At 72.7% G+C, this 13,269-nt stretch carries 15 protein-coding genes; 9 read left to right on the plus strand and 6 right to left on the minus strand.

The features are described from left to right. Positions 1-22: 22 nt before the first annotated feature. Positions 23-589: a TetR/AcrR family transcriptional regulator gene (locus tag MTO99_RS15890; protein ID WP_243554787.1), complete on the minus strand. Its 567-nt coding sequence runs from the start codon at positions 587-589 to the stop codon at positions 23-25. 71 nt (positions 590-660) lie between these two features. Between MTO99_RS15890 and MTO99_RS15895 the strand changes: the two genes are divergently transcribed. Next, on the plus strand, positions 661-1,239 hold the full coding sequence (locus MTO99_RS15895; protein WP_354002489.1) for a dihydrofolate reductase family protein: 579 nt from the start codon (positions 661-663) through the stop codon (positions 1,237-1,239). A gap of 170 nt (positions 1,240-1,409) precedes the next feature. Here MTO99_RS15895 and MTO99_RS15900 read toward each other — a convergent pair whose 3' ends face one another. Further along, positions 1,410-2,639 (minus strand): ROK family transcriptional regulator, encoded by a 1,230-nt coding sequence (locus MTO99_RS15900; RefSeq protein WP_243554789.1) that lies wholly within the window; start codon positions 2,637-2,639, stop codon positions 1,410-1,412. Positions 2,640-2,763: 124 nt separating this feature from the next. Here MTO99_RS15900 and MTO99_RS15905 point away from each other — a divergent pair, with 124 nt between their 5' ends. The 4 genes from MTO99_RS15905 to MTO99_RS15920 all read left to right on the plus strand — a co-directional run bounded on the left by MTO99_RS15905 (position 2,764) and on the right by MTO99_RS15920 (position 4,725). Further along, positions 2,764-3,324, plus strand: coding sequence for a hypothetical protein (locus MTO99_RS15905; RefSeq protein ID WP_243554790.1), 561 nt, complete (start codon positions 2,764-2,766; stop codon positions 3,322-3,324). A 10-nt stretch (positions 3,325-3,334) separates the two neighbouring features. Further along, positions 3,335-3,640: a DUF6412 domain-containing protein gene (locus tag MTO99_RS15910; RefSeq protein WP_243554792.1), complete on the plus strand. Its 306-nt coding sequence runs from the start codon at positions 3,335-3,337 to the stop codon at positions 3,638-3,640. 78 nt (positions 3,641-3,718) lie between these two features. Then, a complete protein-coding gene (locus tag MTO99_RS15915) occupies positions 3,719-3,901 on the plus strand; it encodes a hypothetical protein (RefSeq protein WP_243554794.1) in 183 nt (60 codons plus the stop codon). After that, positions 3,898-4,725 (plus strand): YidC/Oxa1 family membrane protein insertase, encoded by an 828-nt coding sequence (locus MTO99_RS15920; RefSeq protein ID WP_243554796.1) that lies wholly within the window; start codon positions 3,898-3,900, stop codon positions 4,723-4,725. Before MTO99_RS15915 ends, MTO99_RS15920 begins: the two co-directional genes overlap by 4 nt. Before the next feature lie 106 nt (positions 4,726-4,831). Here MTO99_RS15920 and MTO99_RS15925 read toward each other — a convergent pair whose 3' ends face one another. Together MTO99_RS15925 and MTO99_RS15930 are read right to left on the minus strand one after the other, a co-directional pair. Next, entirely contained in the window at positions 4,832-6,265 is a 1,434-nt protein-coding gene (locus tag MTO99_RS15925; RefSeq protein ID WP_243554797.1) for an alpha-hydroxy acid oxidase, read from the minus strand. Then, positions 6,259-7,062, minus strand: a complete 804-nt coding sequence (locus tag MTO99_RS15930; protein ID WP_243554799.1) for a FadR/GntR family transcriptional regulator — start codon at positions 7,060-7,062, stop codon at positions 6,259-6,261. The genes MTO99_RS15925 and MTO99_RS15930 overlap by 7 nt, the downstream gene beginning before the upstream one ends. Positions 7,063-7,324: 262 nt before the next feature. On the opposite strand from MTO99_RS15930, the gene gdhA reads away from it, so the two are divergent. After that, positions 7,325-8,680 carry an NADP-specific glutamate dehydrogenase gene (gene gdhA / locus MTO99_RS15935; RefSeq protein ID WP_243554805.1) on the plus strand — a complete coding sequence of 452 codons (1,356 nt, stop codon included), beginning with the start codon at positions 7,325-7,327 and terminating at the stop codon, positions 8,678-8,680. Positions 8,681-8,769: 89 nt separating this feature from the next. Here gdhA and MTO99_RS15940 read toward each other — a convergent pair whose 3' ends face one another. Beyond that, complete coding sequence (locus MTO99_RS15940) at positions 8,770-9,813, minus strand: NYN domain-containing protein (protein ID WP_243554806.1); 1,044 nt, start codon at positions 9,811-9,813, stop codon at positions 8,770-8,772. A gap of 70 nt (positions 9,814-9,883) precedes the next feature. Between MTO99_RS15940 and MTO99_RS15945 the strand changes: the two genes are divergently transcribed. Then, a complete protein-coding gene (locus MTO99_RS15945) occupies positions 9,884-10,366 on the plus strand; it encodes a DUF1707 SHOCT-like domain-containing protein (RefSeq protein WP_243554807.1) in 483 nt (160 codons plus the stop codon). Positions 10,367-10,555: 189 nt separating this feature from the next. On the opposite strand, the gene MTO99_RS15950 is transcribed toward MTO99_RS15945, so the two are convergent. Then, positions 10,556-11,131, minus strand: a complete 576-nt coding sequence (locus MTO99_RS15950) for a DJ-1/PfpI family protein (RefSeq protein ID WP_243554808.1) — start codon at positions 11,129-11,131, stop codon at positions 10,556-10,558. Between the two features lie 136 nt (positions 11,132-11,267). Here MTO99_RS15950 and MTO99_RS15955 point away from each other — a divergent pair, with 136 nt between their 5' ends. Together MTO99_RS15955 and MTO99_RS15960 are read left to right on the plus strand one after the other, a co-directional pair. After that, positions 11,268-12,038 (plus strand): IclR family transcriptional regulator, encoded by a 771-nt coding sequence (locus MTO99_RS15955; protein WP_168209131.1) that lies wholly within the window; start codon positions 11,268-11,270, stop codon positions 12,036-12,038. 231 nt (positions 12,039-12,269) lie between these two features. Continuing rightward, positions 12,270-13,238 carry an aldo/keto reductase gene (locus MTO99_RS15960; RefSeq protein WP_243554809.1) on the plus strand — a complete coding sequence of 323 codons (969 nt, stop codon included), beginning with the start codon at positions 12,270-12,272 and terminating at the stop codon, positions 13,236-13,238. Positions 13,239-13,269 lie beyond the last annotated feature (31 nt).

Raw genomic sequence — 13,269 nt, forward strand, 5'->3', positions numbered from 1 at the left:
CACCTGAATTGCGTTCATCGCGTCAGGCGAGCAGGCCGCGCACGAGGTCGTCGACGATCTCGTCGGTCGGGGTGTCGGGGTCGATCGAGGTGGTCAGCCGGTCGAGCATGAGCCCGTCGATCGCGTAGTGCAGGAGCGCGATCTCGCGCCGCCCGCCCGGCAGCCCCGCCGCCTCGTTGAACGCCACGTCGGCGGCGAACCCCTCGCGCTGCCAGCCGCCGAGCACGGTCGCGAGTTCGGGTCGCCGGGCGGCTTCGAGACGCAATTCCATGAGAGCGAGGGTGACCTCGCGATGCTCGGTGAGGCGTCGCACGATGTCGCGGATGTACTCGGTGAACAGCTCCTGCCCCGGCGGTTCGGCGGCCCGGCGCTCGAGATCTTCGGCTGTGGGTGCGAGCCGTTCGCCGATGCGCGCCACCAGACCCGCGATGAGCGCGTCCCGGCTGCGGAAGTAGTTCGACGTCGTGCCCACCGGCAATCCGGCCGCCTCGTCGACCGCTCGGTGCGTGAGCCCTCGCGACCCGTCGTGGGCGAGCACCGCCAATCCGGCGTCGGCGATGGCCCGACGACGCGTCTCGTTCTTCGCCATGCCCGAAGACTAGCGCAGTCACTACATCTGTTGTAGTCTCGCAATCACTACAGATGTTGTGAACAGGGAGCATGATGCGAGAACTCGTGTACTACGTCGCCGTCAGCCTCGACGGATTCATCGCGGGCCCGAACGGCGAGTTCGACGCCTTCCCGGTCGAGGGCGATCACATGGACGCCATCAACGAGCGGTTCCCCGATCTGATCCCCACCGACTTTGCGGCCGCGATCGGCGTCGAGCAGCACCGCTCGGCGTTCGACACCGTGCTGATGGGCTGGAACACCTACGCGGTGGGCCTGCCGATGGGCGTCACCAGCCCCTACCGTCACCTGCGGCAGCTCGTCTTCACGCGCTCGCACGAGGCGGAGGGCGAGCACCTCGAGGTCACCGCCGAAGACCCGGTCGCGGTGGTCCGACGCCTGAAGGCCGAGCCCGGGGCATCCATCTGGCTCTGCGGCGGGGGCGCGCTCGCCGCGACCCTCGCCGACGAGATCGATCGGCTCGTGCTCAAGCGCAGCCCCGTGCTCTTCGGATCGGGCGTCCCGCTGTTCGGCCAGCGGCGCTATACGCCCGAGCGGCTCGACGAGATCACGACGACGGCCTACCGATCGGGCGTCGTGTTCTCGGAGTACGCGCGCCGCACCCGCTGACCACCACCCGATACGCAATTCAGGTTCGCGCCCGGCGTGTCGCGGGACACGCCGTGTCCACGGCCCCCGACACACCTCCCGCCCTGAATTGCGTACCCGCGGGAATTGCGTACCCGCGGGAATTGCGTACCTGCGGGAGGGGTGGGAGGGGTGAGAGGGCCGGCGAGGCGTCAGCCGGCGAGGAGGACCGGGTCGGCGATGAGGCGGTCGCGAGCGAGTCGGCGCGCGCCGACCAGCGCTGCGTCGGGGCCGGCGACCGCCTGCTCGATCCGGGGCACCCGCGTCAGCGCGCCGCTCGCGATCGTCGGCCGGTTGCTGCGGAAACTCGTGTCGATCTCGTCGAGCAGATCGCCCCAGTATCCGCCCACCACGATCACGGGCGGGTCGAGCACCGGCACCACGACCTGCAGGGCGCGGCCGATCGCGTGCGCGGCGTCGAGCCACGCCCAGCGCGCCCGGTCGTCGCCCGCGTCGATGCGCCGCACCAGCTCGTCGAGCGCGCGAGTGCGGCCGGCCTGCGCATCGAGGTCGCCGAGGCCGGCGTGCTCGAGCACGTGGCGGGCCGACGCGAGGTTCGCGAGGCATCCGCGCTGTCCGCACGCGCAGCGCGGCCCGTTCGGTTCGATCGGCAGGTGCGCGAGCGAGGCCGCGAGCCCGTGCGCGCCCGCACGTGCGACGCCGTCGTCGACGACCGCGCTGTCGATGCCGCCGTCGCCGTCGAGAGAGAACAGATCGGCCTCGCCGCGCGCCTCGCACTCGGCGAGAGCCGCCGCCTGCCCGGCCGGGACGAGCCGGGCCGTCCGGCCGCCGCGCTCCACCTCGGCGACACCGGGCACCAGCTTGCGCAGTTCGCCCAGCAGGTCGAAGGGCTCGGCGCCGAGTCGCTCGCTGCCGACCGCCACGGCCGGCCGGCCGGCGACCTGCCCGTCGACGACGACGGTGAGATCAGCCACCGGATGCCCCGCCCGCCCGGCGTGCGCGAGCGCCCGGGTCAGCACGGTCGCGAGCAGGTCGACGGGTGCCGCGGCCTCCCCGTCGCGTGCGAACGGGTCGGCGAACCGCGCCGCTTCCTCGCCGCTCAGCGCGGCGACGGTGGCGATCGCGGCATGCGGAGCGAGCCACGCCGTCACGAGCACGTGGTCGGCAGCGGACAGCGCGAGCGGCACCGCGCGGCCGTCGCCCGAGGCATCCGCCTGCTCGACCAGCACGCCCGCGTCGATGAGCCGCGCCGCGATCCCGGTGATCGCACTGCGCCCGAGACCCGTCGCCGAGGCGAGTTCGCTGCGCGTCGTCGGCCCGTGGGCGACGAGGTGGTCGAGCAGCGCGATCGAGTGCTGCACGCGCGCGCCGTCGATCGGGGTTCGGTCGAATGCCGGAGACGAGGAGTCGAACGGCGTCATGGGCCAAGCATGGGGTGGAACGGGGCATCCGGTCACGTACCCCGTTCGGGGGACGTGGTGGATCGCACCCGTCTCGGGCACGCAAGCCCTTGCCGTCCGGCGGGCCCGCGCGTAGACCGGAGACATGACGGCGAGAACCGGGGGCGCGGCGCGGCGCGCCGACGCGGCGCACCGCGACGACCGTGCCGCGCGCGCCGCGATCCGCAGTGCGAAGCGCACCGAGCACGAGGCACGCGACCTCGCGAAGGCGCTCACCGACCGCGGGCAGCGCAGGCGGCTGGAAGCGGCGATCGCCGAGGCGCGTCGCATCCGCAAGCTCGCGAAACGCGAACGCCGCGACCGGCCGCGTGCGGCGGCCCGCCGCGCCGCCCACGCCGCGGCGCTGCTCGAACGCCGAGCGCTGCACGTCGGCCCCGGCGGACGCACCGAGCCGGTGCGCCCCGAACGGTACGCCGGGGGACGGCCGATCGCCGCGGCCGCCGGCGAGGCGAAAGCCCGCACCAAGGCGCACGAACGCACCGTGAAGCGGCGGCGCAAGCGCGTCGCCCAGGTGAAGAAGATGTCGGACTTCGTCGCCCGACACGTCATCGCGCAGGCGACCGTCGCGCCGACCGATCGGGAACTCGACCGCTCCATCGCGAAGTCGGGCAAGCGCGCGCAGCGAGCCGTCGGATCGCGCGGGTAGACTCCCCGGCATGTCCACGGTCGTCCTCGCCGCCTTCGTGCAGCTCGTCGCTGCGGTGGCGCAGGGCGTGGTCTCCGCCGGCGACGCGTTCGCCGCCGCCGCCGCCACCGGCACGCCCGCCACGGTGCTGCTCCTGGTCGGGGCGCTGGGCGTCGCGGCCATCGCGTTCGTCGCGCTGCGGGCGCTCGTGGCCGCCGAGCCCGACCCCGCGGCATCCGTGCATCGCGGGCAGACCGTCGACGTCTCGCGGCTGCTCTCGCAGAGCGACCCCGACGCACCGGGGCGCACCCGCCCGCGAGCGCCGACCGCGGCCTGACCGGCCGCGCAGTCGTCCGCTGAGACGGGCGGCACCGCGGCGGGGCATCCGATCGCTGCGTTGCGCTGCGTTGCGCCTGTGCGCGTGCTGCGCCCGAGGCATCCGCCCGGGGCATCCGCCCGGGGCATCCGCCGGGGGCATCCGCCGGGGGCATCCGCACGAGGCATCCGCCCGAGGCATCCGCACCGCGCCCGCGACCCGACCACCTCGCCGCCCGCGGCCGAACGGATCCGCATCCCTTCGACCGACAGGACACCATGAACCTCTACGAATTCCCGCCCATCGCCGCCGTCATCGACGGCGCCTACGCCGTGCTCGCCTGGCTCGCGAGCGCGCTCGAACCGCTCGCCGGTGCGGCCGGCGCCGCGCTCGCCGTCGTCGTGCTCACCCTCGCGGTGCGCGCCGCGCTCATCCCTGCGGCGCTGGCCCAGGCCCGCGGCGAACGCGACCGCCTGCGGCTCGCGCCGAAACTCGCCGAGCTCCAGCGCAAGCACGCCAAGCATCCCGAACGTCTCCAGCGCGCGATGATGGACCTCTACGCGTCCGAGCGCGTCTCGCCGCTCGCCGGCTGCCTGCCCGCGCTCGTCCAGGCGCCCGTGATCTCGGTCGTCTACGCCCTGTTCATCCTGCCGACGGTGAACGGGCACCCCAACGACCTGCTCACCCACACCGTGTTCGGCGTTCCGCTCGGGTCGTCGTTCGCGCACGCCGTCGGCACCGGCACGCTGACGCCGGCCCTCATCGCCGTGACCGCCGCGCTCGTGCTCGTCGCGGTCGTCGTCGGCGAACTCACGCGGCGGATGATGCGGGCGCAGCAGGCGGGTGCCGCTTCGGGTGCTGCTTCTGCTGGTTCTGCTGGTTCTGCTGCTGCGCAGAGCGCGCGATCGGATGCCTCGCCGGCGCTGCCGATCGCGGCGCTGCATCGCGTGGCGGCGGTGCTGCCGTTCCTCACCGCGGTGATCGTGCTGTTCGTGCCGGTCGCCGCCGGGCTCTACCTCGCGGTCAGCATCACCTGGACGCTCGCGCAGCGCGCCATCCTGCGCCGCACCGTGATCGACCCGCCGGCCGCGCCCGCGATCGCGTAGCCGGCCGCGCGGACGGGGCCGACCGTTCGAGGTGCAGGAGATCGGGCTGCCTCCACCCCGTGGAGCGGGGAGAGGGCCCAATCTCCTGCACGATGAATCGAGGCGGTCAGCTCGCCTTCGCCGCGCGCGGGGTCGCCGGCTTCGCGGCCGCAGCGGGCTTGGTCGCGCCCGCGGCCTTCGACGCGGCGGCCTTGGACGCAGTCGCCTTCGGCGCGCCCGCCTTGGGAGCAGCGGTGGCAGCACCCGCCGGCCGCTTCGCGCGCGGCTTCGGGGTGGCCACCGCGCGCTCCGCGGCATCCGCCGCTTCGCGACGAATGGGCTGCAGGCGGGTGAGCTGCGTGACGTGCTGGGGGCCGAGCTCGTCGAGGGTCGCGACCTCGAGCAGCTTCATGGTGCGCTCGATCTCTCCGCGCAGGATCTCGACGGTGCGGTCGACGCCGCGGCGCCCGCCGGCCATGAGCCCGTAGAGGTAGGCGCGGCCGATCAGGGTGAAGTCGGCTCCGAGCGCGACGGATGCCACGATGTCGGCGCCGTTCATGATGCCGGTGTCGATCATGACGGTGAGGTCGCGGCCGACCTCGCGCGCCACGTCGGGCAGCAGGTGGAACGGGATCGGCGCCCGGTCGAGCTGGCGGCCGCCGTGGTTCGAGAGCACGATGCCGTCGACGCCGCGGTCGGCGAGGGCGCGGGCGTCGGCGACGGTCTGCACGCCCTTGACGACGATCTTGCCGTTCCACATCGAGCGGATGATGTCGAGGTCGTCGAACGAGATGGTCGGGTCCATGGCGGCGTCGAGCAGTTCGCCGACGGTGCCGCCGGTCGAGGACAGCGACGCGAATTCGAGCTTGGGGGTGGTGAGGAAGTTGATCCACCACTCGGGCCGCGGGATCGCGTTGATGACGGTCGCGGGCGTGAGCTGCGGCGGGATCGAGAACCCGTTGCGCTTGTCGCGCAGCCGCGCCCCGGCGACGGGCGTGTCGACGGTGAAGAAGATCGTGTCGAACCCGGCGGCCTCGGCGCGGCGCACCAGGTCGTACGAGATCTCGCGCCGGCGCATGACGTAGAGCTGGAACCAGTTGCGACCGGTCGGGTTCGCGGCCTTCACGTCCTCGATGGAGGTGGTGCCGAGGGTGGAGAGCGTGAACGGGATGCCCGCCGCACCCGCTGCGCCGGCCCCGGCGATCTCGCCCTCGGTCTGCATGAGGCGGGTGAACCCGGTGGGCGCGATGCCGAACGGCAGCGCACTGGGCCCGTCGAGCACGGTCGTGGACGTGTCGACGACGGGCACGCTGCGCAGGATCGACGGGTGGAACTCGACGTCCTCGAACGCCTGGCGAGCACGCGCGAGCGACAGTTCGCCCTCGGCGGCGCCCTCGGTGTAGTCGAACGCGGCCTTCGGGGTGCGGCGCTTCGCGATCGCGCGCAGGTCGGCGATCGTGAGCGCCTGCGCGAGCCGGCGGTCGGTGGCGTTCCAGGTGGGGCGCTTGAACTGCATCAGTTCGAACACGTCGCGCGGGTTCGGGACCTGGCGCTTCACCATGTGCGGTTCTCCTTCGAAACAGGGGGAGCGGGGATGGGGGCGGGTGGCCGGGCGGGCGGCGGGCCGGATGTCTCGGCGAGCGTCTCGGCGTAGTAGCCGGCGATGTGGTCGCGGATGAGGGTGCGCGCCAGCGGGGCATCCGATTCGCGGATCGCCTCGAGGACGCCGCGATGCTCGTGCCGCAACCGGGCCGAGGTCGCGTCCCAGTCGGCGATGCGGGCGACGCCCGCCCTCGCGTAGCCCTCGATGCCGCTGCGCAGGCCCGCCATGGTCGCGGCGATCACCTGGTTGCCGGATGCCTCGGCCAGCGCCAGGTGGAAGGCGGCGTCGAGCGCGAGGAAGTCCTCCGCTGCGAGGCCGACCGCGTCCATGGCGTCGAGCAGGCGATCGAGTTCGGCGAAGGACGGTGCCGGATCGGCGTCGGCGAGCTCTTCGACGACGGATGCCTCGAGCACGAGCCGCGTGCGCACGATGTCGGCGACGGGGAATCCGCGGGCCGCGACCTGCAGCCGCATGAGCGCGCCCATCGCGCCGGCCGGGGTCGCGACGATGATGGCGCCGGCGGTCGGGCCGGACCCGGTCGCGGTGCGCACGAGCCCCATCGCCTCGAGGACGCGGAGCGCCTCGCGCACGCTCGATCGGCCGACGCCGAGGTCGGTCGAGAGCTGGCGTTCGCCGGGCAGCCGATCGCCCGCGGCCAGTTCACCCGACAGCAGTTGCGACTCGATGTGCTCGAGCACGACCTGCCAGGCACGCTGGCTCGCCGACGGGCGTTCGTAGGCGTGTACTCGCGCCATAGCGCCCTCCTCGGCGGTGCGGATGTGGTCAGACCACGGTAGCACGATCTGCCGCCCGATGGTCTGACCACAGGAAACACTCTGTTCACATGGGTTACAGTGAATGCGGCGACGGGTCGACGAAGTCCCCAGCTATTGGCAAGACCAAGTCCCCGCGCCCCTGCGGCGCACCCCCGCGCACCACCCCGGCGCGGCATTCCCAACCGCCTCCGCCGACTCCCTCGGCGTGCGGAATCCCTCAATCCGCCGTTGGAGTTTCACCATGGCCGAGAACGGCACCATCGCCGACATCTACCAGAGCGTCCTCGCCCGCAACCCGGGCGAGACCGAGTTCCACCAGGCGGTGGGCGAGGTGTTCGAATCGCTCGACCGCGTGCTCGACAAGCACCCCGAATACGTCGAGGCATCCATCCTCGAGCGCATCTGCGAGCCCGAGCGGCAGATCATCTTCCGCGTGCCGTGGGTCGACGACCGCGGCCGCGTGCAGATCAACCGCGGGTTCCGGGTGCAGTTCAACTCGGCGCTCGGGCCGTACAAGGGCGGGCTGCGATTCCACCCGAGCGTGCTGCTCGGCACCGTGAAGTTCCTCGGCTTCGAGCAGATCTTCAAGAACGCGCTCACCGGCATGCCCATCGGGGGCGGCAAGGGCGGCAGCGACTTCGACCCCAAGGGCAAGAGCGACGCCGAGGTCATGCGCTTCTGCCAGTCGTTCATGACCGAACTGCACCGCCACATCGGCGAGTACACCGACGTGCCCGCGGGCGACATCGGCGTCGGCCGCCGCGAGATCGGCTACCTCTTCGGCCAGTACAAGCGCATCACCAACCGCTACGAGTCGGGCGTGCTCACCGGCAAGGGCATCACCTGGGGCGGCTCGCTCATGCGCACCGAGGCCACCGGCTACGGCGCGGTCTACTTCACCCAGCACATGCTCGAAACCCGCGGCATGTCGTTCGACGGGCTCGACGTGCTCGTGTCGGGGTCGGGCAACGTGGCGATCTACTCGATCGAGAAGGTGCACGCGCTCGGCGGCAAGGTCGTCGGCGCCTCCGACTCGTCGGGCTCGGTCTACGACCCCGCCGGCATCGACGTCGAGCTGCTGCGCGACGTGAAGGAGCAGCGCCGCGCCCGCATCGACCAGTACGTCGCCGAGCGCCCCGGTGCGACCTTCCTGCCGGGCGAGCGCGTGTGGCAGATCGCCCGCGAGCACCGGGTCTCGGTCGCCCTGCCGTCCGCCACCCAGAACGAGCTCGACGACGCCGACGCGAAGCTGCTCATCGACGCGGGCGTCGTCGCCGTCGCCGAAGGCGCGAACATGCCCACGACGCCCGCGGCGACCGCACTGTTCCGCCAGGCCGGCGTGCTGTTCGGCCCGGGCAAGGCCGCGAACGCGGGCGGCGTCGCGACCTCGGCGCTCGAGATGCAGCAGAACGCGTCGCGCGACTCGTGGGGCGCCGAGTACACCGACGCGCGCCTCGCCGAGATCATGCAGGGCATCCACGAGCGCTGCGCCGAGACCGCCGACGAGTACGGCGCGCCCGGCGACTACGTGCTCGGTGCGAACATCGCCGGCTTCCTGCGGGTCGCCGACGCGATGCTCGCCCTCGGCGTGATCTGAGGCATCCGCGCGCCCCGGCCGTGCCGGCGCGCCCGCGCGCCCGCGCCCGGCCGTGCGCCCTGCGCGCCCGCGCCCGGCCGCGCCGCGGGTCAGGGCTTCTTCGGGCGGATCCGAATGCGGTTCGCCTGCTCGTCGAGCTCGACGACCCCGCCGCGCGACTTCAAGAAGTCGCTGAACGAGACGAACCCGAGTCGCCGCTCCTGGAACGACGGATCCATGCGCAGCATCTGGTTCTTCACCGCGCCCGACGGCTGCCACTCCTCGTCGTTCTTCGCGCGCATCAGCTCGAGGGCCTTCAGCAGCAGGCGGCCGGGATTGCGCGACGGCGGAGCCGACTCGCCGGCCGCGACCGGCGGCTGGAACGCGACCGCGAGGCCGGGCGCTTTCGCCGGTTCGGATGCCTCGGGCTGCGCGGCCCCGGACGCGTCGGCGCTCCCGGAGCTCTCGGATGCCTCGGGCTTCACCGTCTCGGACGTCGCCCGGCGGCCGCGGCCCCGCGACGACTTCGCGGCCGGCGCGGGCGCTGCGGGCGGCTCGGCCGGCGGAGCATCCGTCTCGTCATCGTCGACCGACGCATCCGTCGTGAGCAGCGCGTCGTAGTCGGCGTACTCGTCGCACGACGCGGTGAGCGCGCGGCTCGTGCCGCCCGCCACGCCGATGCCGACGACGTAGCGACCCAGCCGCTTGGCCTTCTGCGCGAGCGCGACGTAGTCGCTGTCGCCCGCCACGATCACGATGTGGGTGAGGTCGTCGAGCCGGAACAGGTCCTCGACCGCGTCGACCGCGAGCCGGATGTCGGCGCCGTTCTTCGTCGCCGACAGCGGGAAGAGCTGCACCAGGTCGACGGCCCGGTCGATGAGCTGCCCGCGATAGCTGGCGTTCACCGGCGTCGACCAGTCGGCGTAGGCGCGCGCGAGTGCGATGGTGCCGAACGTCGCCGCGAAGTCGAGCACGGCGTCGACGTCGACCGTCGCCTCGGCGAGGCGTTCGGCGGTCTTCGTCCCGGCGGTCGGCGTCTTGGATCGGGAGGTGTCTTTGCGGTACGCGCCGTCGCCATGCAACTGGTCGTATCGCGAGATGACGATGTTGTCGAAGTCGAAGTAGAGCGCGACGCGGGGTTCTGCGCTGGCCATCCCCCGAGCCTACGCCCCCCGACCTGCGCATCACCTCGACCCGGGGGGCCGACTGCGGGATGCTTGGGGCATGGTCGATTTCGCGAACCCCACCCGTCCGTCCGAGCGCATCGGCAATGCCGACCGCGACGCCGCCGTCGCTGCGCTCACCCAGGCACGCGAGGAGGGGCGGTTGAGCTCGGTCGAGTTCGAGGAGCGCGTGGCATCCGCTCGTAGTTCGGTCACCTGGGGCGACCTCGCGCCGCTGTTCGCCGACCTGCCGCCCTCGATCAGCGGCGCCGCGGGCGCCGCCGGAGCCGGCGGCGGCTTCGGCGCCACCGCCGGCTGGAACAGCTCGGCGCCCGCCGACGACGACTGGGGCAGCAGCCGCGCGCTCGGCGGCGGGTGGGGTGCGACGATCATGGCGTTCGTGCCGTTCCTCGCCCTCGGCCTGTTCTTCATCGCCGGATTCGCGTGGGACGGGTGGGCGTGGTCGTGGCTGTTCTTCCTGCTCGTCCCGGTCGCGGGCGTGATCATCTACGGCCCGGCGTCGCAGCAGCGCCGGCGGCGCTGACCCGCGACCCCGGTCGGTGCAGACCGCGGTCGGTGCGACCGCGGTCGGTGCGACCGCACCGCGCGGCGGTTCGCAATTCAGGTACGCACTCGGCGTGTCGGGCCAGAATCCGGATGATTCGGCTCGACACGCCGAGTGCGTACCTGAATTGCGTTCAGGGCGAGGGCGAGGGCGGGGCGGGGCCGGGGCTCAGGCGGCTTCGGCGGCGGATGCCTCGTGGGCGGCGAGCACCTCGAGGAACGCCTTCATCCAGGTGCCGTTGTCGGGCCAGGCGCGGGCGGTGACGAGCGCCCCGTCGACGACTCCGCCGCCGTTCTCGAAGACGCCGCCGGCCGTCTCGACGTCGATCGCCAGCTCGGGGTACGCGCTCGAGGTGCGGCCGTCGAGCACGCCCGCGGCGCCGAGCAGCAGCGGGCCGTGGCAGGTCGCCGCCACCGGGGCGCCCTGCTCGAAGAAGTGGCGCACGATGCGCTTCGCGTCCTCGTTGTTGCGCAGGTACTCGGGCGCACGCCCGCCGGGGATGACGATCGCGACGTAGTCGGCCGGGTCGACGTCGGCGAGCGCGATGTCGGCGTCCCACGTGTGGCCGGGCTTCTCGGTGTAGGTGTCGAACCCGTCGACGAAGTCGTGCACGACGAACTGCAGCTTGCGCTTGGCCGGTGCGCCGAGGTGCACCTCGTAGCCGGCCTCCTGCAGGCGGTGGTACGGGTAGAACACCTCGAGCGTCTCGGCCGCGTCGCCGGTGATGATGAGGATCTTGGACATCGGGGGTACCTCCATGTACTCCGGGGGATGGTCGGGAGCCAGGTTCGATCGGATGCCGCGACCTCCGCGACCCGGATTCGCACGATGTGCGAAACGGGTGCGGACACGGCCGCGCGAGATGCCTAGACTCGGCGGCATGACGTCGCAGGGCAGCGCGGACACCGGCCTCCAGTCGGTGTCGCGTGTGCTGCGCGTGCTCGACGCGATCGGGGACTCGCCATCCGGCCTGACCGCCGCCGAGGTGGCCGAGCGGTTGGGGCTCGGGCAGGCGACGACGTACCGGCTGCTGCAGACCCTGCACGCCGCCGACTACATCGGCCGACAGCCCGACGAGCACCGGTACATCCTGGGCCGCGCGGTCGATCGGCTCGGCCGGTCGGTGCAGGCGCAGCTCGTGGTGACCCCGCCGGTGCGGGCGGCGCTGCGCACAGTGCACGACGACGCGCACGCCCCCGCGTACCTGACCGTCTTCCGCGGCGACGACATCGCGGTCGCGCACATCGAGGACTCGCCGCAGCATCCGCAGATCACCCAACTGCACGTGGGCTTCAGCGAGGCATCCCATGTGACCGCCTTCGGCAAGCTGATGCTCGCCTCGAAAGACGAGGCGCAGCTCTCGCGCTATCTGGCGAGGCACGGTGCGCGGGCGCTCACCCATCAGAGCGTGACGGATGCCGCGAAGCTGCGCGAGCAGCTCGACGAAGTGCGGGCGCAGCAGCTCGCGGTCGAGATCGAGGAGTACCTGCCGAAGCTCGCGTGCATCGCCGCCCCGGTGCGCAACGCCGCGGGCCGGCTCGTCGGCGCGGTGTCGGTGTCGGTGCAGGCGAAGGACTTCGACTCCCGCGCCTACGGGCTCGAGCGGGCCGTGCGGCGCGGCGCCTGGCAGGTCGCCGCCGTGCTGCGCTGACCAGCCGCCCGCCCACACCACCCACCCTCACCGCCACCGAGGGAACGCAATTCAGGTACGCCCCGGCGTGTCGTGCCCCGTTAGGGCCCGAATCGGGCGACACGCCGAGCGCAAACCTGAATTGCGTACCGGTTGGAGGGGTGGGGGCGTCACCGTTCGCCACAGGGGAGACCCCGTCCCGCTCGGCAGGGGTAGCGTCGGAGGTCGTCGCACATCGCCGAAGGAGCCTCCATGACCGAGCCCGTCCAGACCGCCGACCGTGTCCGTATCGGCGCATCCGACCTCGAGATCGCCCCCCTCGCGCTCGGCACGAACGTGTTCGGCTGGACGGCCGACCGCGACGCGACCTTCGCCGTGCTCGACGCGTTCACCGAGGGCGGCGGCGACTTCGTCGACACCGCCGACGGGTACTCGCACTGGGTGCAGGGGCACTCCGGCGGTGAGAGCGAGCGGCTCATCGGCGAGTGGATCGCCGCGCGCGGCGCGCGCGACCGGCTCGTCATCGCCACCAAGGTCAGTACGCACCCGTCGTTCCCGGGTCTCGCGGCGGCGAACATCGCGGCCGCGGCGGATGCCTCGCTGCAGCGCCTCGGCACCGACGTGATCGACCTCTACTACGCGCACTTCGACGACGAGTCGGTTCCGCTGGAGGAGACGATCGGCGCGCTCTCGGCGCTCGTCGACGCCGGCAAGGTGCGCGCGATCGGCATCTCGAACTACACGCCCGAGCGCATCGACGAGTGGTTCCGCGTCACCGAGGAGGGCGGGTTCCACCGCGCGGTCGCGCTGCAGCCGCACTACAACCTCCTCGAGCGCGGGTTCGAGGACGGGCTGCGCGAGCGCGCCGAACGCGAGGGGCTCGCGGTGTTCCCGTACTTCTCGCTCGCGAAGGGGTTCCTGTCGGGCAAGTACCGGTCGGCCGAGCAGGTCGCGGCCGACGGTGCGAGCGTGCGGGCGCGCGCCGCCGGCGCGTACGTCGACGAGCGCGGTCTGCGGGTGCTCGCCGCGCTCGACGCGGTGGCCGCGGCGCACGGGGCGGCCGTGGCATCCGTCTCGCTCGCCTGGCTGCGGCAGCAGCCGACCGTGGTCGCGCCGATCGCGAGCGCGCGCAGCGTGGATCAGCTCGGCGACCTGCTCGCCTCGATCGACCTCGTGCTCACCGACGACGAGCTCGCGGCGCTCGCCGCGGCATCCGCCTGACGCGCCGACCCGCCCGCCCGTCCCCTCGGCC

Source organism: Agromyces larvae (genome assembly GCF_022811705.1).
In the GTDB taxonomy this organism is placed as follows: domain Bacteria; phylum Actinomycetota; class Actinomycetes; order Actinomycetales; family Microbacteriaceae; genus Agromyces; species Agromyces larvae.